General features: G+C 47.4%; 24 protein-coding genes. 22 read left to right on the top strand and 2 right to left on the bottom strand.

Features of this window, described 5'->3' with window-relative positions:
* Positions 1-16 precede the first annotated feature (16 nt).
* Positions 17-1,417: a relaxase/mobilization nuclease domain-containing protein gene (locus NBH16_RS18560; protein ID WP_009276906.1), complete on the bottom strand. Its 1,401-nt coding sequence runs from the start codon at positions 1,415-1,417 to the stop codon at positions 17-19.
* Positions 1,414-1,752, bottom strand: a complete 339-nt coding sequence (locus NBH16_RS18555; RefSeq protein WP_008770294.1) for a plasmid mobilization protein — start codon at positions 1,750-1,752, stop codon at positions 1,414-1,416. Before NBH16_RS18555 ends, NBH16_RS18560 begins: the two co-directional genes overlap by 4 nt.
* Positions 1,753-2,151: 399 nt before the next feature.
* Between NBH16_RS18555 and NBH16_RS18550 the strand changes: the two genes are divergently transcribed.
* The 22 genes from NBH16_RS18550 (at position 2,152) to NBH16_RS18445 (ending at position 21,099) form a co-directional block, all read left to right on the top strand.
* Positions 2,152-2,850, top strand: coding sequence for a ParA family protein (locus tag NBH16_RS18550; RefSeq protein WP_122383165.1), 699 nt, complete (start codon positions 2,152-2,154; stop codon positions 2,848-2,850).
* Positions 2,851-2,854: 4 nt separating this feature from the next.
* Positions 2,855-3,337 (top strand): DUF3408 domain-containing protein, encoded by a 483-nt coding sequence (locus NBH16_RS18545; RefSeq protein ID WP_009276859.1) that lies wholly within the window; start codon positions 2,855-2,857, stop codon positions 3,335-3,337.
* Between the two features lie 696 nt (positions 3,338-4,033).
* Positions 4,034-5,164 carry a hypothetical protein gene (locus tag NBH16_RS18540; protein WP_044545390.1) on the top strand — a complete coding sequence of 377 codons (1,131 nt, stop codon included), beginning with the start codon at positions 4,034-4,036 and terminating at the stop codon, positions 5,162-5,164.
* A gap of 244 nt (positions 5,165-5,408) precedes the next feature.
* A complete protein-coding gene (locus tag NBH16_RS18535; RefSeq protein ID WP_009276852.1) occupies positions 5,409-6,002 on the top strand; it encodes a Crp/Fnr family transcriptional regulator in 594 nt (197 codons plus the stop codon).
* Positions 6,003-6,311: 309 nt separating this feature from the next.
* Positions 6,312-6,890, top strand: coding sequence for a conjugal transfer protein TraO (locus NBH16_RS18530; RefSeq protein WP_122383159.1), 579 nt, complete (start codon positions 6,312-6,314; stop codon positions 6,888-6,890).
* A gap of 18 nt (positions 6,891-6,908) precedes the next feature.
* The gene (locus NBH16_RS18525; protein ID WP_005868879.1) at positions 6,909-7,121 is read left to right on the top strand and encodes a hypothetical protein; all 213 of its coding nucleotides are present in this window, start codon (positions 6,909-6,911) and stop codon (positions 7,119-7,121) included.
* The gene (locus NBH16_RS18520; protein ID WP_009276850.1) at positions 7,118-7,462 is read left to right on the top strand and encodes a hypothetical protein; all 345 of its coding nucleotides are present in this window, start codon (positions 7,118-7,120) and stop codon (positions 7,460-7,462) included. Before NBH16_RS18525 ends, NBH16_RS18520 begins: the two co-directional genes overlap by 4 nt.
* An 18-nt stretch (positions 7,463-7,480) precedes the next feature.
* Positions 7,481-7,825, top strand: coding sequence for a hypothetical protein (locus tag NBH16_RS18515; RefSeq protein WP_044545393.1), 345 nt, complete (start codon positions 7,481-7,483; stop codon positions 7,823-7,825).
* A gap of 12 nt (positions 7,826-7,837) precedes the next feature.
* Positions 7,838-8,149, top strand: a complete 312-nt coding sequence (locus tag NBH16_RS18510; protein WP_122383160.1) for a hypothetical protein — start codon at positions 7,838-7,840, stop codon at positions 8,147-8,149.
* Complete coding sequence (locus tag NBH16_RS18505) at positions 8,146-10,752, top strand: TraG family conjugative transposon ATPase (RefSeq protein ID WP_122383161.1); 2,607 nt, start codon at positions 8,146-8,148, stop codon at positions 10,750-10,752. The genes NBH16_RS18510 and NBH16_RS18505 overlap by 4 nt, the downstream gene beginning before the upstream one ends.
* Complete coding sequence (locus tag NBH16_RS18500; protein WP_009276846.1) at positions 10,745-10,966, top strand: hypothetical protein; 222 nt, start codon at positions 10,745-10,747, stop codon at positions 10,964-10,966. Before NBH16_RS18505 ends, NBH16_RS18500 begins: the two co-directional genes overlap by 8 nt.
* 5 nt (positions 10,967-10,971) lie before the next feature.
* Entirely contained in the window at positions 10,972-11,568 is a 597-nt protein-coding gene (locus tag NBH16_RS18495) for a TrbJ/VirB5 family protein (RefSeq protein WP_122383162.1), read from the top strand.
* Between the two features lie 6 nt (positions 11,569-11,574).
* Entirely contained in the window at positions 11,575-12,630 is a 1,056-nt protein-coding gene (locus NBH16_RS18490) for a TraJ family protein (RefSeq protein WP_044547483.1), read from the top strand.
* A 4-nt stretch (positions 12,631-12,634) separates the two neighbouring features.
* Positions 12,635-13,333 carry a hypothetical protein gene (locus NBH16_RS18485; protein ID WP_122383163.1) on the top strand — a complete coding sequence of 233 codons (699 nt, stop codon included), beginning with the start codon at positions 12,635-12,637 and terminating at the stop codon, positions 13,331-13,333.
* Positions 13,320-14,603: a conjugative transposon protein TraM gene (traM, locus tag NBH16_RS18480; RefSeq protein ID WP_008781148.1), complete on the top strand. Its 1,284-nt coding sequence runs from the start codon at positions 13,320-13,322 to the stop codon at positions 14,601-14,603. Before NBH16_RS18485 ends, traM begins: the two co-directional genes overlap by 14 nt.
* On the top strand, positions 14,600-14,785 hold the full coding sequence (locus tag NBH16_RS18475) for a hypothetical protein (protein WP_007564699.1): 186 nt from the start codon (positions 14,600-14,602) through the stop codon (positions 14,783-14,785). The genes traM and NBH16_RS18475 overlap by 4 nt, the downstream gene beginning before the upstream one ends.
* 12 nt (positions 14,786-14,797) lie before the next feature.
* On the top strand, positions 14,798-15,910 hold the full coding sequence (locus NBH16_RS18470) for a DUF4138 domain-containing protein (protein ID WP_008781147.1): 1,113 nt from the start codon (positions 14,798-14,800) through the stop codon (positions 15,908-15,910).
* Positions 15,907-17,379, top strand: coding sequence for a DUF3945 domain-containing protein (locus NBH16_RS18465; protein WP_250788950.1), 1,473 nt, complete (start codon positions 15,907-15,909; stop codon positions 17,377-17,379). Before NBH16_RS18470 ends, NBH16_RS18465 begins: the two co-directional genes overlap by 4 nt.
* An 18-nt stretch (positions 17,380-17,397) precedes the next feature.
* Positions 17,398-17,583 (top strand): hypothetical protein, encoded by a 186-nt coding sequence (locus NBH16_RS18460; RefSeq protein ID WP_005868897.1) that lies wholly within the window; start codon positions 17,398-17,400, stop codon positions 17,581-17,583.
* A gap of 3 nt (positions 17,584-17,586) precedes the next feature.
* Complete coding sequence (locus NBH16_RS18455; protein WP_008781145.1) at positions 17,587-18,780, top strand: ArdC family protein; 1,194 nt, start codon at positions 17,587-17,589, stop codon at positions 18,778-18,780.
* On the top strand, positions 18,758-19,141 hold the full coding sequence (locus tag NBH16_RS18450; RefSeq protein ID WP_008771429.1) for a single-stranded DNA-binding protein: 384 nt from the start codon (positions 18,758-18,760) through the stop codon (positions 19,139-19,141). The genes NBH16_RS18455 and NBH16_RS18450 overlap by 23 nt, the downstream gene beginning before the upstream one ends.
* An 11-nt stretch (positions 19,142-19,152) precedes the next feature.
* Positions 19,153-21,099: a type IV secretory system conjugative DNA transfer family protein gene (locus NBH16_RS18445; protein WP_008781144.1), complete on the top strand. Its 1,947-nt coding sequence runs from the start codon at positions 19,153-19,155 to the stop codon at positions 21,097-21,099.
* Positions 21,100-21,103 lie beyond the last annotated feature (4 nt).

Raw genomic sequence — 21,103 nt, 5'->3', positions numbered from 1 at the left:
ATTAAGTTAGTATTCATCATAATGAGAAATCGGGACCACTCTTGCGTTTCCGTTTCTTTTTGGACGGTATGAGATCATCCTCTTGCGACTTCTTCCCGCTGCCGGTAATGTCAAGCTCCGGAATGGCCATAACTCCCCCACCCTGCATATAGAAAGCCTCACGATCCACCCGCTCACGGAACTCCCCTACCCTATCAATATGCGGTGAGAAACCGATAGCCACACCATCGAAATGCCTCTGGATATTCCGATAAGTAAGCTGGCGAGAAAGTTCCGCACCCTTGAAGATATGAGGATCTTCCACGTTTTCCATATAGAAAGAAATCCCATATGCGCCTTTGCCGTTTACATGCTCCGTCACCCGAATCGATTCTTCCGCCAAGTTCTTCTTGAAATCCTCATATCCGGAAGAAGAGTTCAAAGCCTTAAACACGTGGTCATAGAGATAATGCTTCTGTTCATCGGCACTCATGCCATGGCCATCAAAACGGATATTACCGAAGCGATATTTCTGAGGAAGCGAAACGTCCTTCAGATAAAATCCAGAATCCTTAATGCCATAGACATAATAGGATTTGTCATTCTTGGTGACAAGGCGCATATATCCCCCTTCTTGTTCCAGGTTTCTTCGGAAATCGGATGTACTTTCAGAAAAAGAATAAATACGGTCAAGCAGCTGTAACAGTTCGTCCTTGAACAAGGGTTTGAAAAAGCCTCCTTTTTCCAGCAATGCGAAAAGGTTGTCATAGCTTTCATCACCCAACAGGACACGCCATTCTTCATTGGCCAGTTTTATTTCTTGCAAGGGTTTATCCAAAGACCAGTATGTATCGGATTGTTCCAGGACAGCCGATACCTTATCCTTATAATTATAACTACGCATGGCTTTTTTCAAGGCCGCATCAAAATAATAGTTACGGTATTGCGACTCTCCCAATGTGGTTCTCTTGACACCTTCCTTTTCTAAAGGCAATAACCCATACTTCTGCTCCAGTTCCCTTGAGATCTTTTCGGAACGGCTGTAATTATTCCCGGAAGGAATGCTTTTGCCTTCTTCATCAATCGTGGTCAGCAGCACATGCACATGGCTGTGTGCCTTGTCAGTATTCAGGACAACGGCATAACAGGACTTTCCGTACCCCATCCTCTCGATATATTCCCCGGCAAGAGAAAGCCACTGTTCATCGGAAAGGCTTTCTCCCGGATAGAGGCTCAGAATAAATTCCGCATAAGGTAGTTTCACCCGGTCATTCAACTGGGAGATAAGTTTCATGTAGGCTGGCATGGCGGCCAGTTCGTCACCGGTGGAGGTGCAAAGCACTTTTCCGTTTCCTTCCTTGACCTTGGAAAGCTGGTATTCGATTTTCCGGCTCATGGACAGGTGGGATGAGAAAGAAGGCTGTATCTCGGCTATCATAACAATTTCCGGTTAATGGTTTCTACATCCGAAAGGTATTGGTTAATCCGATCCAATGAATACAATATATTTTCATCGGACGGAAGCGTATTGATATGTTTGGCAAGCTGGTTGATATTGGCTCCTATTTTACGAAGTTCATATATCATTTGCACATCGGTTTTCGATATGCTTCTGCCTTTCAAGGCAGACTCTCTGATAAAGGAAGAAAGGGATTTTCCCTCTTCCTTTGAACGTTGAAGAAGCTGTTCTTTCTCGGCTTCCGTCAAGCGGATCTTTATACTTATATCTCGATTTTCTTTCATATATACAGAGTATGTGAGTGTAACGAACATTGGTCGGCAGCTCGGCTGTCGCAAGGTTTTTTGTACCCACAAAAACATACCTTGCATTAGCAAAGATATACAATAATACTCAGCTGTGAAACAAAACCAGACAAAAGTCTTGATTTCTTAATCCAGATTAACCGCGCACTTTGTTACAAAGTAACTGCGCACATTGTAACAGGCAAACGAAAAGCTATTAGTTACAAAAGACATAGTTACTAATCACATTATTACAAAGTATGAACATACATACTTAATTATAATATTAAGTACATACATAATTATATACATATTTATATACGTAATTACTTATATAAGTAAATAAATATATAATAAATTAATTATAAAAGTATGCAATTATTTAATTTATTATTTATATATTTGCGCACATACTTAAAAACGTACATTATGGGACAAATATTACCAGGAGTAGTCGTAGCTTTTGAGAATCCCAAGGGCGGAGTAGGAAAGTCCACATTGACAGCTTTGTTTGCAGGTTATATTCATTCGCAGTCAAACGAAGAGGGTGGCTTATCCATTGCCGTTGTGGATATCGACGACATGCAGAACACTATCGGAAAATTACGTGAGGACGAAGCCGAGGACGGAATCATGAAAAAGGAAGAAGAATATGAGGTTATCAATATCTCTTCCTCAGAGTTCATCAACCAACTGGATTTCCTTCAGGACAATTACGACATTATACTTGTCGATTTTCCGGGTAACCTGAAACAAAACGGTGTAGTTGAAACGCTGCACTTCGTTGACGTGATCATCATTCCCTTCGAGCCGAACCAGACCGATCTAAGACCTACATTGGTCTTTTACAATAACATCTATGAGGGAATCATTGAAAGCCGTCGAAAGATTGGCAAAAAGACTACCGTGCGTGGTGTTATGAACCGTGTTCTTCCGAATGTGCTAGAGTTCAAGGATATTCTGAGGAATAAAAAATCCCTGCCTTTCGAGTTGATGCAAAACTACATCAAGGATTCAAGGGTTGACTATCAACGCAATTTAAGCACGCTGAATAAAGCGTACCATCATCCTTGTGATGCGTTCTGTGAAGAGGTATTGGAATTAATCTGTAACCATATAGGAGAATAAAGCTATGGCAACCAACAAAGAAAGGACATCATCAGCCGCCATGAGAAAACTTTTGCTGCAAAGCGCCAGTAAGAAAGAGCAGGAAATCCAGCAGATCGGAAGTGTTGCGGCAAGCACCATTCCCCAACCAACGATTGAACAGCCCATTCATGAAGAGGTGAAAGAATCGGCTCCGGTCACAGAAACCGTCCAAGAACCTCAGCCGGAACAAATGGAAAAGCCGGAATCCAAACCTTCCGTGCAGTCTTCCCCAAAAACAGAAGAAAGCAAAGTCAGCGGAAAAAAATTCTCGGAATATCTGGAAGAGCGAAAATTAAAGAATACCGAAGTAATCCGGATATCCAGCGAAACCCACAGAAAGCTGAAGCAGATTGCTATGGCCACGGGATTAGGAATGCACAATATCGCCAACAACATTCTTGAAGACGTATTGACCAGCCATAACAAGGAGATTCAAGCGATACTGAAGAAGTATATGAGCATCTGATTCTACTTTCGGAAAAATATATATACGCCTGTTCGACAGCATTTGTCGGGCAGGCGTTATTTTTGCACGCTGTTTTAGTGAAGGTCGGCATTGAACCGGGACACTTTTACACAACTGTGGAAAAATCCCTTTGCCTATTATCCCGGACAATATGTTAAAGAATTCAAACTTCTACTTGTTTCCACCTCAAAATTTTTTCCGAAAGTAAGAATACAGTAGCAAAATCATTTCTTTGTTTTATTTAGGTTTTTAGGAATTTAAGTATTTGTGGGACACTTTTACACAACTAATAAGGGAGGTTTTCCGTATAATCAACTATATTATTGCATGTTAGCGCTTGATGGCATCTTTTCGCAACCAGGACACTTCTGCACAACTAACCGACTATTCGGGACACTTCTGCACAACTGAACAGGAAAGTCGGGACACTTTTACACAACTAGAATCTGCATTCAGGACACTTTTACACAACTAAATCAGGAATCCGGGACACTTCTGCACAACTAAACCGGTCATTCGGGACACTTTTACACAACTGGGGGATCGGAAACAGCCGTAGTCGGGACACTTTTACACAACTAAATCGAGAAACAACACGAAAAAAACGCTTTGGCATCTTCATTTGTAGGGAGTTATATTCACTATCTTCCGTGGGAAAAACGTATCTTTGCATCAGTAAACAACAAGTGTCCGCCTATGAAGGAAAGCAATACGCAAAAAGAGTTGAGCAGAGTCCCCAGGACTCTCAGCGAGTCTTCCAACACGAAAGTATTGGAAGCTCTATTTGATGCAGGCGGCACTGTCATGTCTGACATTATCATTTACGTGGCATCTTCACAAATGAAAGACCTGTTCGGTGACTGCTGGTTCTCCATCAACGATTTTTGTGAGGTCATGGGGTATGAGCGAACCAAGCTGCAACGGAAACTGACCGAGAAGCAGCTTGATTTCCTGTTCAGCAACCAACGTCCGGTATATATCACCGAACAGAACGGGCAAAAGATAGAGCATCCGATAGAGAACACCTTTGAAGCGGCGTTATACCGTTTAGGGACATCCAACCTCAGTGTAGCATACGCCATGAACGGCAAGACGCAATATAAGTTCATTCAAATACTGGATCGCTTTGAGATAAAGGATGACTTCAGCACGAAAAAGCGCACCAAGCGGAATTACAACGTGCATCTGAGCAAAGATCTGATGAATACTTTGCTTACCGAATACAATCTGCTGGAACTGAAAGACTACCGTAACCTGCCCAACCGCAAAGGCTACCGCAAGTTTTATCTGAACCTGGCGAAAATGATTTACCTGATCAAGTATAAGATTGACCAAGGACAAGCACCTTATTTCACCGTTACGGTTGACCAACTTGCCAAGGAATTTGATGTAACGGTAAAGGACAACCATGACCGGAAGAAGAAGGTGACCAGCATCTTAAACGGTATCAACAAAAAGCTGGAAAGAACCAAATTCCAATACCAGTACATCAAAGGAAAAGGGGAGAAGTGGCCCTACACTGTACAGTTTTTCTTTGACCAGGAAACATTGGAATATTTCGATGAAAAGATAAAGGCGATATTGACCTCACAATATTACGATGCGCTCAAATCATCCTTCTTGTTAAACAAGAAAGGCATTCCCGTGAGCAGACATTATCAATATAAGGATTTCTTTAAATTGGGAACCGGCGAATATTATCATGAATTTACCGCATGGCTTTATTCTGAAGAGGACAAGGAGATTAAGGAGAACATCTACCGGGATATCTATATAAAGGTAGTAGGCATTCGTCCAGAAGACCTTGCCGTCAACTTAAATCCCTAAAAGTTGGAACAAAAATCATAAAATAGTATCTTTGCAGCGGATTGTCAGGAAATTGGCAGTCTGCTTTTTACATACGTCCGTCTGTCTAACAAAAGAGTGGCATCTATCGTTAAGGAATTAACAACAACAGGCGCATGCCTGTACCAGTATGAAACTGGTACGGGGCGTGCCTTTGTTGTTGGAACGCCACGTCCATGTTAGAGGGTACGTTTCCGTACCCTTATATAAACATAAAACAAATTCAATGGTTCAAACAATTGCCACCCTGATAGATGAGACGCTCATGGTAATGGACGCCCATCTCCACGTGCGGATGACAGACGAAGAAAAGGCGTATCTTGATGCTCATTTCGAGCTTATCCATATCAAGAAGGGAGAACACCTCGTCACTAGGGGCGAGGAAGTATGCTACCTCTATTATCTGGAATCCGGCATCGTCCGGTTATGGTTTCCGGACAAAGAGAATAGAGAGATTTCAGCACGGTTTATCCAAGCCAAAGAGTTCATCAATTTTTTCCTTTCACATGAAGAACACCATGCCCACTACAATATCAAGGCATTGGAGCCATGCAAGATCTGGAGATTGCCCAAAAAAGACCTTCATCAGCTATATGAGTTATCCATCAACTTCAACAAGCTGGCCAGAATACATTTGGTAAGATCCATCAACCGCAAAATAATAAGGGAAGAGGAGTTTTACACACTGGATGCCGAAGCGCGTTACAAAGCGCTTTTGGCCAATGAAAAATGGCTGTTACGTTCAATACCCTTAAAAGACATAGCAAGTTATATCGGCATCACGCCACAAGCATTGAGCAACATCCGAAAGCGCATATAAACCAAACCCTATAAGCCGGGCAGGACAGTTTTACACAACTAATCCTATCCGGCTTTTTTCTGTAGAATTATTCCACACCTGCCGGTTTACGGCACATGTATTTTTTAATGCACATTAAATAAACACGAAAGGCCCTTTAAAAGCCCTTCATAAAATTTGCTCTCCCGTATATAATCTATATGTTTGGAGCGAAAACAACGCGATAAGCACCTTGATTCGGTTCTGCCGACAGGAATCCGCGTAAATTGGAAACACCGTATGAGACAAATAGAAAAATATATAACATTAATAACCTAAAGAGTAATTCCCATGGAACACATCAGACTGACTGCTATCAGCCTTAGCCTGCTGTTATGCACCGTAAGCGCTTTTGCGCAACGCCATTATGAGAACATCCCGGCACTTGAATTGAACTACGGCACTAACCTGTTCGGCAATGCAGGCAACTATTACAACCTGTCCTTTTCCAGATACATCTACCGGACAAGCTATTGGAAAGCCGGGCTTAGCTATTTTGAGAAGCCTTACGAATACACACCCAACCTACCACAAGTCTCTACCTTGAACCCGGAAGAAACGATTCCCGAAACGATACATGATAAGGGTAAGGACTTTTATGTGGACGGCGGTTATTACAGAACCCTGGCCAGCAATCTGAAATCCGTTTACTGGGGCATCGCCCTGGGAGGATTCATCGGTACAGAATACGTCCGCCACCCCGATAAGGAATACAACTTCATCATCGGCCCGAAACTGGAAACGGAACTGGAAGTATTCATCCTGCCCCGAACGGCATTGCTTGCCCGCATACAACAACATTGGAATCCACTATCCATTGAGAAGTGGAACACTGTCTGGAACGTAGGAATAAAGATACTGCTCTACTAACCGACAAATCATATCACCATGCTTATTATCATATTGTTAGCCGATACAAATGTATCCGGCCTAATCTCCTTATACCGTGAAATAGGCGCCATGCTGATAGGGGTAGGCTTTCTATGTGCCGGACTAGCGGTACTTAAAAAGCTGATAAGCAACCACGAGCGCACCAAAGAGGCCATCATCACCTATATCACGGCATTGGTCACTTGGCTCATTATCTGGCAACTCTTATGAACGTAGTGGATTTGATACTGGTTGCCATACTCGCCTGTGTCACGCTTCACTTTTACTTCCGGAAAAAGAAGAAAGCCCTTTCTTCCGGAAAGGAGAAAGAGAAGCCGATAAGGGGGGCGGTGCGCAAGGAAGGGCAGGAGAGAGCCTATCCGGTCATCTGCGTGGTATTTCAGCCTGAGCTGGAAGAAGAGGAACTGGCCGCCGAGATAGCCGATATGTATCTGCATGGAAGAGCCTACTACTACTCAGGCAAACCCCTGCCGGAACAGCCGAAAGAAGAGCCCATATCCATCAAGTATAAGGATGTGCAATGGGAGAGACTGAAAACGATTCATGTTTAATTAAAAAATAGGAACAAAATGAAAGCAATCGAAAATGTAAAAGAAAAAGCGAACCAAGTCATTAACCGCTACGGAAAGGTTATCTTCACCTTTCTCATATTCTTCACGCTGTTGGGAACGGCACAAGTGGCGGAGGCACAAAGCGGCCTGAAGATCAACAGCCTATCCGAAGTGACAGACAAAGCCAAAGAGGGTGCGGACACCATTCTGGACGTAGCCAAATACATTTTGGCGGCGGTACTCGGCATCGCCCTGGTCTTTGTCATCTATTCGCTTGCCACGAACAATCCCCATGCCAAGGAATACCTGCTCGGCTGGATCATCGCCGTGGTAGTCATCATGGTGGCCTTCCTGATTATCTAAAAACGAAGAGCCATGAGAACCATGCGTAAAATCAACAAGCCGATCAAGTTCTTCGGTCTGTCATCGGGACAGTTCGCCATCTTCATGCTGCTGACGGCCATCATCATCATCGTGAGCATATTCAAGCAGCTGCACCCGATACTCATCATCGGAATCATTTCCGCCATTCTGTTTCTATCCGGTCTGCTGTTCCAAACCTTGAAAAAGAAACACAAGGCCGGTAACCCGGACTACCTGACCGGCCTCCGGATCAAGAACGCCACCCCCCGGCAGATAACGGACAAACGGCAGATTTTCAAATTCATCCTAAAACAGCAACCATGATAGGAATCATCATACTCATATCACTGCTAATCTGTGCGCTGTGCCTGCTGATTGCTCTGCTGTATATCCGGCAGACAGAGATAGAGGTGAAGGACAAATCCGTGGATCTGGAAAGTGTCTTGCCTATCCAGACCATCACGGAGAACGCCGTCATCAACGGGAACGGTGACATCACCGTCGGCTACCGGCTGCTTCTGCCCGAAGTGTTCACCTTGTCGGAAAGCGAGGCGCAATACATCCATGAGCGGTTGGAGGCTCTTTTGAAGATGCTTCCGGCAGGCACGGTCATCCATCAGCAGAATTTCTACTATACGGGGCGATACCATCATGCAGAATACTCTTCTAATGCCCTGATAGCGGAGAACAACCGTCATTTCAACGGCAAGGAGATACTGAACAGCTACACCAACCTGTATGTGACGTTCACGAACGGCAACCGAAACGGTAAGATACGCAAAAGCGCATCGGGCACCTCGCTGATGCGAAAGCTGCACTACCCGTTCAAGCAACCTTATAAGGAATATCAGCAACGGCTGACAGAAATGGAAGCCTTTCTGATGAACTTTGAGAACGGCTTGTCATCCATCCAGCAGTTTGAGATACGCAAGATGGATGATACGGAACTGAACAACGCCATCTACGACTACGTCAACCTCTCTTACGAGACACCGGAAAACGATGCCACGCAGAAGAGCGTCAACCCTATGGCCGTCAGTGAAAGCGGAAGCATGAAAGTAGGGCAACAGCACGTTTCCATCCTTTCGCTGACCAATGAAGGCGAGCATCTTCAAGAACTGGCCGTGCCGCACACCGGCAAGTCGAAGGCATACGGGGGAAACATAGAGATACCGGACAGCATACGGAGCAAATGCTCGATGCTGTACCCCGTAGGACTTGGCCTGCCGTTCAACCACATCGTAAACATCGTGATAGAGATAACCGATCCCGATGCCACCGTAACGGCCATCGGTGCGGAGAAAGACGCGCTGAACTACATCACCAACTTTTATCCGCCCGCAGCGGAGAAGCAACGCGAGCAGGCAGCTTTCTGCGATGAGATTACCCAGTTCGACTACCAGACCGCCTATACCGCCTTCAATGTCGTACTGAACGATACAGACCGTACCTCGCTCATGCGGAAAACCGCACTGGTACAGCAAGGCTTCAGTTTTATGAACCAAAGTTCGTGCTATGTGGAGAACGCCGAGCTGTGCAACCTGTTCTTCTGCAACATACCCGGCAATGCCAGGGCCAATTACCGGGGCCTCGTCAACACGACCAAGCAGGCCATCTGTTATCTGCAAAAAGAGGGGATGTACCTTTCGGACGAGAAAGGACATATCTACCATGACCGTTTCGGTACTCCCGCCAAGATAAACCTCTGGGATTATCCGGCGCTGAACAACAAGAACCGCATCGTTATCGGCCCGTCCGGTTCCGGTAAATCTTTCTGGCTGAACAATTACATCCTGCAAAGCTATGAACTGGGCCGGGATGTGATGATCATCGACATCGGCGGCTCTTACCGCTCGATGATAGCCTTGAACCGGGGCAAATACTTCGACTCTACCGAGCAGAAGAAATTTGCGTTCAACCCCTTCTTGTGTGACCGTGACAAGAACGGCAAATACCTATACATCGACACCACGGATGCCGAGTCCGCCGATGACCAGATAAAGACCATCGTCGCCATTATCAGCTACATTTGGAAGGTACGTGAACCCATGCTGCCTGCCGAGAACGCCATTCTCAGGAAATCCGTCATCGGATTTTACGACTATGTGAACAACTCTTCAATAGGAGAGAAGCATGAGCGTATCTTCCCGACGCTGATAACTTACCGGGCTTATCTGAAGGAAGTGTTCAGCAAACGGATGACCGAGTTTGAGAAACAGAAATTCGAGATAGAGGAGCTGTTGCTTTTGCTGGAACCCTATACGGACGGAGAGCTGTCATTCCTGCTGAACGCCACCGAGAACGTGGATATCGTGTATGACCGGCTGATAGCCTTCGATATGGAAGATGCCTCTAAGAAAGAGTACTTTCCACTCGTTGCCATCATCACCCTGCAAATGATCGTGGATAAAATCAAGAAACGCCAGGGATTTGCCAAAGAACTGATCATCGACGAAGCGCTCGACTTCCTGCAAGACGAGAAATTCGGAGACTTCATCGCCTACCTGTACCGTACCTTCCGTAAAAAGGAGGGAAGCATCACGCTGGCCGCACAGAACATCCTGTTTTTGAAAAACATGCCGTCCAGTATCAAGGACTCCATCATCATCAACTGCGCAACCAAGATTATCCTCGACCATTCGGAACACCGGCAGAACCTGCCGGAAGTGAAAGCCGTGCTTTCCATCACGGACGAAGAGGCCTATATGATCGAGTCGTTGCAACGCACGGAACGCTGGAGAGAGTTTTTCATCAAGATGTCGAACGATGCCTTCATCTTCCGCAACGAGGTGTCCGACTTCGCCGCCGTAGCCTTCGATTCGCGCCAAGCGACGGTAGTACGGCTGAAGCAGTTGTTCAACGAAAGCGGCTCGACCTATACGGCCATCAACCGCTATCTGGAGGAAAGGAGGAAAAAGTATGGATGACGCCACCCAAGGGCTGACCGCCCTTCTAAGCTGGTCAACCGACTTCAACGGCAGCGCATACAATCTTGCCGGAAGCATTGCCGCCGCACTTTTAGGCGTTGCGCTCATTTTCGTGGTATGGGCACTGGCCATGAAAAAAGAGAACGCCAAAAGCTATCTGATAGCCTGGCTGGTATGTGTCATATTCACCCTATTATTCATCATCAACAAATAACCGTCATGAAAAGAATCATTCTCATACTCGGACTTTCCGTCTCGATGGGGCTAATGGGAACCGGCAGCGTTCATGCCCAGTTTGTCGTGCATGATCCCGTACACACCCTGCTGAACTCAACGGAATGGATCACCAATGTCAAGAAATGGGTCGCACAAATCAATGAAATGATAGATGCCCAGGAACTGAGGCTTGGCCTGCAAAAAATCGACCAGCTGAAGGAACTCAAGTCACTGAAAGAACTGGCCGATTTACTTGACGATGTAGCCTGCCTAAGCAGTGACTACAGTTTTTACCTGAATGTAGGTTCAAATTACCACTGTTTGAAATTTCTTAATTTTCAGCGTGTAACCGTCAACCTGAGCCTGAGTACCGATTTGCTGTTCAAGGTAGCCACCGTGACCAGTTACTTCTCGATGAACTCGGAAGGACGCATGTCATTCATCGAGCAAGTGAAGGAATCGGTAGAGAAGGCAGCTGAAGAAATGCGAGAGTTTAACGAATCCGTGCGTTCCACGGTCATTTACAAATCCATGAAAGGGCATAACCGGAAGACCTACTATCAGGGACGGCTGGCCGCTTTCACACGACACACCAATTAGAGCGTTATGAATCAAGACAATTTTCTCTGGGGACTCCAGATCACGGACGGCCTGACAATGGAACTCGTTTCGCAAATGACGGTCATCGCCTTCGGTGTTGGTGTCATATGTTTTATCTGTAACCTGGCATACAACTATCTCTATCACGGAGCCAGCCAGCTGTTAAGCCCGAATGAGGACAAATTTCCCGACATGATGGAAATCACCCGTTGCCTGGTACTGTTCTTCTGCCTGAGTATGTACACCCCCATCGCCCAAACCATCGTAGGCACGATGGAAGTAATTAACGAAGCCACCTCGCTGACCTCCGAGCGTGCGCAGGAATTTGCCCAGTTCATGGCACAATCAGCCACCGAACAAGGAGAGATGATTGCCGAATACGACAAACACAGCCTCCAGTCGGAGGTAGCAGCCGGAGAAGACAACACCGGCGCCATGCAGCACGAACTGGATAAAAAGATGGAAGAGGACGAAATGACCGGTGTACGCTCCAGCGTGGAGAAGATTGTGCAGCTGCTCAATCCCGCCAACCTCGCCACCCTTGTACTTCATGGCATTTCCGCCCTACTGGTAGGAATCATACAAGTAGTCATCTTAGGTATCGGCGTGGTCATTGTCAAGCTACTGGTCATTCTCGGCCCGTTCGTATTTGCCGTGAGCATGCTGCCGGTCTTTCAGAAACAGTTGAGTATCTGGTTCGGTACGCTCTGCTCCGCCTGTATGGTATTCACCGTCATCAATATCCTGAACCAAATCATGTGGCAGACCTTCAAGGCCATCTATACGGAAAGTGCCGACATGGTGGACGCAGCTACGCAGCAGATACAATATTTAGGAATGGATCTCGCCCTGATCGGTGCTTATTGCAGCTGTTTCTGGCTATCCTCCAAAATCGTAGGACACAACGATGCCGGGAAAATCATTTCGAAAACCGTGTCAATCGTCACCACGGCGGCCACCATCGCCCTGATGGGAGGCGCAGCGGCAGGCGGCAAGCTGACCAACGTAGGCGGTGCCGCCTCTATCGGGGCAAGTTTCATAAACGACAACAATAAAAAATAGAACTATGAATCTGATGAAATTCAAAGGAGCAGATGATGCGGTCAAGCTGACTATCCGGCTTTCAGCCGGGTACTGCATCATCCTGACTATCGCTTTTGCCTGCAGTATCATCTTCCTTATCAACAAAATAGAAAAAGCATACGGCCAGGCTCTCGTCATCGACAGGCAGGGAGAAGTCTATGAGGCAAGCAGCCTGTCTGCCAGCGATATGCGGCAATACGAATACATGAACCATGTAAAGACCTTCGTAACCCACTGGTATGCCTTTGACGAGAGCAGCTACGAGAAGAACATTTCGCTTGCGCTCAACCTCATAGGCAACAAGGGGAAGGAGCTGTTGAATGAGTACAACGATGTGAATATGCTGAACTCACTCATACAAAAGAATATCCGTTACGGGGTACGCATCAAGGATGTAAAGATTAACACCCAAACGATACCCGTTTCCGGAAAGATAATCTTCACGCAGACCGGGTACCGGGCACGGGGAAGCATCTCACGTAATATCGAAGCGGAGTTCACCATCTATGATATGCTGTCCCGCAGCGAGGAAAATGCGCACGGAGCCAAGATAGAAGATTGGATTGTCCGCTATTCCGAACCCGTGGAAAGCAACGGCGCCAACACATCGCAGGCAGCTTCTCCGGGCAAGAATGAAAACCAGTCAGAAACCTCTAAACCAACCGACCATGGAACCGAATAAACTTATCAAAGACAAGAACAAGCTGTTGATGGCCATCCCGGTAATCCTGGGCATCCTCTTCCTTTATGTATTCTTCATCCGTGAGGACGGGAACGTGCCGTCAGGGAGTGACAGACAGGCCGCCTCGCAAGCCTTTCTGGAACCACAGTCGGAAATGGCCGACAAGGTGAACGACAAGATGGAAGCCTATAAGCAGGACAAACTGGAAGAGCAGGAGAAGGCACGCATCCTGAAAGAGTCTCAGGTCAAAGGATCTGATTTTTACTTCGAGCTGCAAAACCAGCAGGAACGGTATGACCGTGCCACACTGGAGCGCATCCGCCGTATGCAGAACGATCCGTACAGCGAAGTCATGGCAGAATACGGAGGTGGCCGGAACGGACGCTTCTCTCATCAGCTGGAAAGCCAACTGGACGGACTGGAGGACGAGCAGGCACTCAACGAGATTATCCGGGAAGCCAAGAAGAACTCACGCATCCGCAAGGAACTGGAAGAATCCGACAAATACCGCAAGCGCATGTATGAACGGATTGTCAATTATGACCAAGAGGGAAAAACGGAGAAAGCCGCTGCCAACCCTTCCGGCCATCCATCCGCCGACAGCCTGATGCAAAAAGGCCCGATCTACCGTGCCGAAAACGGTAAGCGGGTACGCCGCCAACCGACCTCCACACCGGGAAACAGCAACCTCTTCAGGGCTTGCATCCACGGCGACCAGACCGTAGTCACGGGCAGTACGGTACGGATGCGGTTGCTTCAGGACGTAACCCTATCCGGCATGAAGATACCGGCCAACACGCTGTTTTACGGTATCGCCACTTTGGGAGCCAACCGCCTCGATGTGGTAGTCAGCAACCTGAAGGTAGGAGACAACCTCAATCCCGTATCGGTGGTTGTCTTCGACAATGATGCCATGGAAGGTTTAAACCTGCCCAATAACCTGAAAGCCAGTGCAGCCAAGCGTATGGAACAAGGTCTTGTACAGAACATTGACATGCCGCTCTCTTCCATCGGCACGATGGCCAGCGAAGTGACCAGCGTAGTCAACGCCACCACCCAGGTAGCCAAGCAAATCTTGAACATGAGCCTCTCACAAGTGAAGGTACATCTCAAGTCCAACTACGAAATGTATATCCAGGAAGAGAGTCAGGAATCGAAGTTGCGCAGGCAAGCCGTGCAAGCGGAGTTACAGAAGCTCTATGAGCAAATGGAACAAGAGAAAACGAACAAGAAAAATCATCCCCTTCAAACATTGATAGACAAATTATGATAGATATTCTCAATTACCTGCTTGCGCTGTCAGCGGTCTTTTTCGGCTATCGGATCTACGTATCACGCCGGAACGGACGAGCCTTTAAAGAAATCCGTCCGCTGACCGTTTCTTTCGGCATTACCCTGCTTCTTCTATGGGGCATTACCGTATTCACCGCCTTTTTTTCAAGAACCGTTTAACATATCGACAACATGAAGAAATATATTTATCTACTGTTTTACTGCCTTGTGTGCAGCCTGCCGCTCTTCGCTCAGGGAAACGGCACTCCCCGGCAACAAGCCATCAGCCAAAAAGACATCTTTATCTCTTTCGACTGTGTGAAACACCTGGTATTCCCTGTGCAAGTATCTGATATCGCCATCGGCGAACAGGAGCTTGTCATGGCCAGCCGGGTAGAAGAGGCGCCCCATATCGTCAGGCTCTCGGCGCAAGCGGAAGGATTCACCGAAGAGACCAACCTGACCGTAGTCTGCATCGACGGAAGCGTTTACACCTATCACATCCGCTACCTTCCCGAAGGCGGCACGGATTCGCACCCGAACATTTACGAGGACAACGGGAAATGGCAGCACCATGACTATCAGGCAGAAGTCAGCGACCTCCATCTGGCCGAGTTCTTCTTTCCGGAGGACATCGCTTACGGAACGCCCGGCAACGAGGTGTCCTTCACTCTGGCCGCCTACAACAACCAGTTGAAAGTATCAACCGCCAAAGATGCCGTGGCATATTCCAACCTGTTTGTGGTGGATAAGGCCATGAACACTTACCACATCACCATCAAACGGGGCAATACCTCCGTATTCACCTACAATTTCGATGACCAGCGCAAATATACCGCCCATGTGGATGTGAACAGCGAGGAAATGGAAAGATGCATCCAAGAGCTGCGCAACAAGAAGCGCAACATCTACAGCCTGGGGGTCATCGAGAACAAGTTTGAGTTGTCAATGGCCAATCTGTATGTGCATGAGGGCTTCATGTTTTTCATCTTTGACCTGAAAAACAAATCATACATCGACTACGACATCGAGTTTGTCAAATGTTTCCAGCGTGACCAGAAGAAGAGCAAGAACGCCATCCAGCAAGAAACGACCATCGAACCTATCTATCAGAAAGATTTTGACACGAAAATCAAGGGTAAGAGCCGGAACCGGCTGATACTTGGTTTCGACAAATTCACGATACCCGATGATAAGGTATTCGAGATCGAGATTTACGAGCGAAACGGCGGGCGGCACATCAAGCTGGCCGTGTTGAACGAATACATCCTTTCCGCAGAACCCTTATACAAGCCACAGCCATGAAACTGAGAGAAGCATTAGACACCTATATGTTCGACAACGTGGGACAGTTCGGCGGCATCGCCGAATCACTGGGCTATCAGACCGAATACCGGGACGGATATTTCCGGTTCCGCAAAGACGGGGAAGAGCTGAGCATGAGCGTAAGCGAAATCAGGGAAAAAGCCGGAGCAAAGTACGATGAAAGCCTTCGTGACCAATCAAAAGAACGTGTATCCGCCCTTTTTGACAAGGAACGTGCCAATGATCCTAAATATGTCGCCGAGCTGGAGAAGGAGGGCATCAGCATCAAGCGGTGGGAGAACCTGAAGGGACATGACAAAGACGGCTTTACCGTCATCGACCATCGCCTGAAGGTATGCTACACCGGACAGTCGCTCTATGAATACGCCTACAAGCAAGGGAACATCCTCGACGGGAAAGGCACCAAGCTGGAAAAGGGTGTCATGTCTGATTTGATGGAGATACACGGCAAACCGGGGAAGCTCCGTTTCAACGATGACGGAATCTCCGTATTCTACCGCAAAGAGGCGTTGGTTATCCCGGACAAGGTGCTGGGAAAGAAGTTGGGCAAGAAAGAGAAAGAACAGCTGCTTGCCGGTGACATCGTACCCATCACCGTAAATAAGAAGGACATCCTGCTGCAAGTTGACCGGGATCTGAACTCCGTCATCCTGCGCACCAACCAGGAAATCAAGATTCCCGACATCATCGGGCAGACCAGCGAATATGGCGGCTACAAGTTAACCAAAGCCGACAAATACCTGCTCGCCAACGGCCATGCACTGGAGAACAAGCTGCTGCACAGTCCGGAAGGCTACTTCATTGCCGACATCCAACTGACGGATGACAGGAAAGGAGTCATGATACAGAACATACAGAGTATCACTCCCGGCAAGGCACAAGAGCTGATCAAGGCCATGCCCCCCAAACTGGAAGCCCATGCGGCCAACATAGAGGCTGCAAAAGAGCAAAAACACGAAGAGGGGCGCAATATGGAAGCCGAGTTTAAGGAAGCGGTGGGCAAACATGACTTTGAAAAAATCGGGAAGCTCAAAGAGGAAGGATATAAACCCAGTGAAGAGTTTATCAAAGGAATCGGTAAGGAACACGGTCTGGATAAAAGGCAAACCCATGAAGTCATCCAGCTGTTCGGCACCAAGCCAGAAGAACAGGGCGAACATGAAAGGCAGGCCGCACGTCTGTTGGATGCCGCACAGACCGACAACTTTCATGTCATCCAAGAGATACAGAAAGAAGGGTACCGGCTCACCCAACAAGACCTTACCCGGATGCGTGAAACGGGTGTGCAAGCCAACACGCTGATAGCCGTACAAAAGATTTTCGGGATGGAAGGCAGCACAAAGACACTGGGAGATGTCAAACTGGCCAGCACACCCAAACCCGACAACAGCAAGGAAATGGCCCGTCCGATAGCCAGCACCATCAACCGGGCTTTCAATGACTTATAACCTAAAAAATCAGGAATTATGGATTACGATGAATTAGTACAGAAAAACATTGCAGGAGAAATCAGTGACTTAGAGTTTCTACTTGCACAGGAAGAGCTTGCACAAGCCTATCAAGAAGAGATGGCTGCCAAGCAGCAAGAGACAAACAACCAAACGGCCAGAGAATGGCTGCTTGATTACGAGAACAGAAATCTATACCAATAAATCATGGATACAGCAAGTGACAAAGCATTACAGCGTTTCGCCGAACTGATGATCGAAAAGATAAAGCAGGTGGAAGACAACTGGCAGAAGCCTTGGTTCGGGATAAAGGGTGGGGGACTTCCGCAAAATATCGAGGGAAGAACCTACAACGGAGTAAATTCCTTCATGTTGTTTCTACTTTCGGAAAAAGAGCAGTACAGCCTGCCGGTCTATATGACCTTCATGCAAGCCAAAGACAACGGCCTTAACATACTGAAAGGAGAAAAGTCATTCCCGGTCATTTACTGGAATTTCTCAGTAAGAGACAAGAACGGAAAGAAAATACCTTTCGACGTATATAAGAACCTGGATAAAAACGAGCAGCAGGAATATAAGGTCACGCCGTTTCTGAAGACATACAATGTGTTCAACGTACAGCAGACCAATCTTCAGGAAACGAAACCGGAGAAATGGGAAGCATTGAAGGAGCAATTCAAGATACCGGCCATCAAGGACGAGCAAGGGATGCTCACCGTGCCTCTGATTGATGCGATGGTACGGGAACAGCAATGGATCTGCCCCATTTATTCCAAGGAAGGAAATAGTGCTTACCATGCAAAGGGAGAAGATAACCATATCATCGTACCCCTGAAGGGGCAGTTTAAGGACGGAGAGAATTTCTACTCCACACTACTTCATGAGATGGCGCACTCGACTGGGGAGCCTGAGCATCTGAACCGGGAAAAAGGCGTGATTTTCGGAGACAAGCAATATGCCAAAGAGGAACTGGTTGCCGAACTCACCTCCGCTACCGTCGGGCAAAGCCTGGGAATATCCACCTATATCCGGGAAGAGAATGCCATGTATCTGAAGAACTGGCTGGGAGCCTTGAAAGAAGATCCCAAATTCATCTATAACATCCTTGCCGATGTAGGTAAAGCCAGTAATATGATTCAGGAACACACCTCACGGATGGAACAGTACCTCACACCGGAGGAACGGTTTACGCTGGCCGTCCTGCAAGACAACCGTCCGGTATTGGAGCAGATGAAGAATGAAGGTTTTATTCCTTCATCCCGACAATTGGAAAGCCTCGCCGCCAACCATCCCACGGCAAGCAACCTTGAAACACTATACGGCACTTTCGGCATTTCGCTGCCTGTCATGGAAGCGGAACCGGCCATGAAAAATACGAATGAGCCACAGCTCGGATTATAAACTTTTAAAAACCATCATTATGTTTACAGGACAAATTATCGGTTATGTCGGTGCGGATGCCCGGCAGAACAAGAACGGAAAAGGATTCAACTTCCATGTATCCACCAAGTACAAGAACGTGAACAACGAGGAACAGACCCTATGGGTATGCTGCTTCGTAAATTACGAGAGTAAGGTCTTTGAGTATCTGAAAAAAGGAACACAGGTATATGTCTGCGGCGATGTGTATGCCGATGTATTCCAGAAGGATGACGGTAGCCACATCCCATCCGTCAGCCTGACCGTCTCACGCATTGAGCTACTGGGAAAGGCTGAGAAAAAAGAGAACGGTGACGGAACGGCAACCGGACAACCCCAATAACTGCAACGGCCATGGAAAGAGAGAAGAAAGACCTGTCATTCATCCTGATCCTGCTATCCACGCTCATCGGGACAGCCGTACTGTTTCAGTGGGCTATCGTTACGGGATTATACGCTCCACTACGTAATCCGGCCATGTGGGAAAGGCTGATGGAAAAGGATGCCCTATTCCGGTTTCTCTACGTCATCCTGATCGGCGGTCTTGCTTTTCTCTTCCCGGTAGGCAAGGTGAAAGACGAAAACAAGAAATGGGTTTACACCAGTATGACATTGGTTTCGGCATCCATGCTGGTTATCGGATTCAGCCGGTTATCAACGTGGTATAACCTATTTGTGTTTCCTACTGTGTTTGTGGCGTACACGTTGCTTGTCATCAAGACTCTGCCTTATTTCATCCGGCGCCATGCCCAATCCGATGACAGCATTTTCGGGTTAAGCCGGGAAGAATCAGCTTTCTACTTCCGCTTTGAGACCGCCTCCGGGTCGTTGGTCATCCATAAGCCGCAGCAGAATGTCTATATTGACGGCGGTCCGGGAAGCGGTAAATCGGAAAGCTGGATCAAGGGAATCATCTACCAGTGCGCCGAGCGCAACTATGCTGGATTCGTGTACGACTGGGAAGGTGATCCCACCAAGGACAAGTCACCCATCCTCTCACGTATCGCCTACGGAAGCATTGAATACTTCCGGGCTAAAGGAGTGGAGACACCCCGTTTCGCCTATATCAATTTCGTGGATATGTCACGCACGGTCAGGGTAAACGTACTCTCTCCGAAATATATGTCAAAGGGCAACGAATCGCTATTCATCCGTAACATCATCATCACGCTGATGAAAAATCTGGAAGCCAGTTGGAAAGAAAAAACAGACTTTTGGGCCAACAATGCCATTAACTACGTCTATTCAATCGCCTACAAATGTTTCAAGGAGAGGGAGCTTGGCATCTGTACGTTGCCCCATGTGATAGCCCTTGCCCTTTCGGACAGCAACCTGGTATTCCATTGGCTGTCGGAAGATCCTGAAATCGCATTGAACATGTCCTCGATGCTGACCGCCTGGAAGTTGGGCGCACAACAGCAGACAGCCGGAGCCGTATCATCCGCACAGACTCCGCTGGTACTCCTGAACAACAAATACATCTTCTGGGTGTTGTCGCCACTTCCCGAAGAAGAGTTCTCTTTGGATATAACCAACAAGGAACACCCAACGCTGTTATGCGTAGGCAATGCGCCCACCATCAAGGAGGCCGTATCTCCCGCTATTTCCTGCATCGGCAGCGTACTGATGTCGCAGATGAACAATCCCGGCAAAGCAACCAGCGTATTCATGGTAGATGAATTTCCGACCATCCTGTTACAAGGCATCGACACCTTCATCGGTACCGCCCGAAAACACAATGTCGCCACCATCCTTGCCGTCCAGGACTTCAACCAAGCGGTCAGGGACTATGGAGAGAAGAGTGCCAACATCCTGAAAGCCTCTTGCGGAACACAAGCCTACGGCATGACCGGAAACGAGAAGACGGCCAAGGACATTGAGAACCTGCTTGGCGAGAAAAAAGAGGCACAGGAATCCTATTCCCACCAAACAAGTGGAAGCGGCAGCGTAACGGAAAGCCTGCAAAAAGAAAAGGTCTTAAAGGCAAGGGACATTGCCGGGCAAGCAGCCGGGCACTTCATCGGCAAGATTGCCGGAGGCAAGCCGCCATTCTTCAACGTGCAGATGGATATGTGCCGTTTTGAAGAGAAGGAGATACCCCGTTTCTCCTTGCCGGTCAAACTAGGCAACGGCAAAGAAGAGATGGAACTGGAAATCCTAGAAGAGATTATCCAGCAGAACTACATTAAAATCATTGAAGATGTCAACGCTATCCTTAAAAAGATAGAGGACAAATTAAAAGAAAAGTCAGCAGTTCCGGCAGCCGGGACACATAAGACAGAACAAAAAATCATCCGATAACATT

Origin of the sequence: Parabacteroides sp. Y3-G-102 (assembly GCF_023656845.1) — a bacterium.
Taxonomy (GTDB): domain Bacteria; phylum Bacteroidota; class Bacteroidia; order Bacteroidales; family Tannerellaceae; genus Parabacteroides; species Parabacteroides distasonis.
The sequence above is the reverse complement of the archived record's forward strand: the minus strand, read 5'-3'. Positions and strand labels throughout refer to the sequence as shown.